The 2,257-nt window shown below is 76.7% G+C and carries 3 protein-coding genes; all 3 read right to left on the bottom strand.

Features of this window, described 5'->3' with window-relative positions; translation table 11 throughout:
- The coding region (locus J0670_RS36210; RefSeq protein WP_207816970.1) for a beta-ketoacyl synthase at positions 1 to 1,158 on the bottom strand (1,158 nt) is incomplete at its 3' end.
- On the bottom strand, positions 1,155 to 1,397 hold the full coding sequence (locus tag J0670_RS36205; RefSeq protein WP_207816968.1) for an acyl carrier protein: 243 nt from the start codon (positions 1,395 to 1,397) through the stop codon (positions 1,155 to 1,157). The genes J0670_RS36205 and J0670_RS36210, both read right to left, overlap by 4 nt.
- 14 nt (positions 1,398 to 1,411) lie before the next feature.
- Positions 1,412 to 2,257, bottom strand: an 846-nt coding sequence (locus J0670_RS36200) for an MFS transporter (protein WP_207816966.1), incomplete at its 5' end; no start/stop codon positions are given.

Genomic DNA, 2,257 nt, shown 5'->3' with positions numbered 1-2,257 from the left:
GGGGACGGCGAGCGGGCGCGGCGCCCCGGTGACCACGTCGAGGTCGATGGCGTCGTCGAGCCGGTCGAGGTTGGCGGTGGGCGGGACCAGCCGGTGCTGCAGCGCGAGCACCGTCAGTGCGGCCTCGATGGCCCCGGCCGCGCCCATGGTGTGGCCGATCACGCTCTTGTTGGCGGTGACCGGCGGTGGCCGGCGGAAGACCTGCCGCAGGGCCGCCGCCTCGGCCGGGTCGTTGAGCGCGGTGCCGGTGCCGTGCGCGTTGATGTGCCCGATCTCGTGGGGTGCCAGCCCGGCGTCGACCAGGGCTGCCCGGACGGCGCGGGCCAGGCCATCGCCGCCGGGGTGCGGGGCGGTGAAGTGGTGGGCGTCGCTCGCGGCGCCGTGCCCGGCGAGGTACCCGCGGGGGTGGGCGCCGCGGGCCCGGGCGTGCCCGGGGCGTTCCAGGACGAGGACGCCGGAGCCCTCGCCGAGGACGAAGCCGTCCCGGTCGGCGTCGAAGGGGCGGGAGGCGCCGGCCGGGTCGTGCCGGCGGCGGGAGAGTGCGCCGAGCCGGTCGAAGGCGACGGCGGTCATCGGGGTGCGGGCGCTGTCGGTGCCACCGGCGAGGACGAGGTCGCAGGTGCCGGAGCGGATCAGGTCGCAGCCGAGGGCGAGCGCGCTGGTGCCGGAGGCGCAGGCGGTGCTGACCACCAGGCCGGGGCCGCGGGCGCCGAGGTCGAGGCCCACCTCGCCGGCCGCCATGTTGGGGATGGAGCGCGGCACCATCAGCGGGGACACCCGGTCGGCCAGGCCCTCGGCGAGCCGGCCGTACTCCACGGCGTGGGTCTGCACGCTGCTGGCGCTGACGCCGAGGACGACGCCGACCCGCTCCCCGTCCCACTCCCCCGGGTCCAGCCCGGCGTCGGCGACGGCCTGGCGGGCGGCGACCACCGCCAGCTGGCTGAACCGGTCCAGCCGCCGGGCGAGGCGGCCGCCGAGCAGCGCGGGCGGGTTGAAACCGTCCACCCGGCAGGAGAAGTCGACGGCCAGGCCGGCGAGTTCGGGGTCGGGCCGGGCGGTGGGGCCGCCACCGAGGAAGTGCCGCCAGACGTCCTCCGCGCCGGTGCCGGCCGGGGTGACCAGGCCGAGTCCGGTGACGGCGACCGCGTGCCGGCTCAACTGGCCGATTCCTTGGCCAGGGTGGCGTCCGCGTGGGCGGCGAGCTCGCCGAGGGTGCGGTCCGGGGTGAGGTCGGCGACGGTGACGCCGAGCCGCTCCTCCACCACCAGCGAGAGCTCGACCAGGGCGAGGCTGTCGAGTTCCAGCGAGGCGAGGGTGGCGTCGGGGGTGACCACCGAGGGGGAGGCGTCGAACTCGTCGACCAGGCAGGCGCGGATCGTCTCGTAGGTGCTGGGCATGGTGAAGTTTCCTTTCAGCTCAGGGAGTTCGTGAAGTCCGAGGACGGCGGCGACGGAGCGTCCGGGCGGTCGAGGACGGCTGCGGAGCGCCGGGGCAGTCGGGTCCAGGCGAGGACGGCGCCGAGCAGGGCGACCGTGCCGCCCACCACGGCCGCGGCGGCGAGGCCGTCGGTGAAGGCGGCCGGGTCGCCGGGGGCGCCACCGGTGAGCGAGGTGGCGAGGACGGAGCCGAGCACCGCCACACCGAGGGTCGAACCGACCTGCCGGGTGGCGTCGTTGAGCGCCGAGCCGACGCCCGCGGCGGCGACCGGGACGGCGCTCATCACCAGCTCGGTGGCGACCGGGGCGAGCAGTCCGGCGCCGAGCCCGGACAGGGCCTCGAAGCGCAGCACCGGTCCGTCCCCCGATCCGGCGGCCAGCCGGCCGAGTTGGACGAATCCTGCGGCGATCAGCAGCATCCCTCCGGTCGAGGGCACCCGGGCGCTCGACCGCCGGGCGAGCAGCGGCCCGAGCAGCGCGCCGGTGGCGAGGCCGAGGGAGAGCGGGATCATCCGCAGCCCGGCCTGCCAGGCGCTCAGCCCGCGGACCTGCTGGAGGTAGAGGGTGAGCAGGAACATCGCGCCGAACATCGCGAAGGACATCAGCGCGAGCGTGCAGGTGGCCGGCCAGACCGGCCCGCCGCGCAACAGCCGGACCGGCACCATCGGTGCGGCGCAGCGGAGTTGGCGCCACACGAAGGCCGTCAGCAGCAGTGCGGCGAGGGCGAAGGCGGCGAGCACGGCGGGGCTGGTCCAGCCTCGGCCCGGGGCCTCGATCACGCCCCAGACCAGCGCGAGCAGCCCGGCGCAGGACAGCAGCGC

The sequence above is a fragment of the Streptomyces sp. FH025 genome (assembly GCF_017427025.1).
Classification (GTDB): domain Bacteria; phylum Actinomycetota; class Actinomycetes; order Streptomycetales; family Streptomycetaceae; genus Kitasatospora.
Note: the sequence above shows the minus strand (reverse complement) of the source record. Positions and strands in the feature narration are given on the sequence as shown.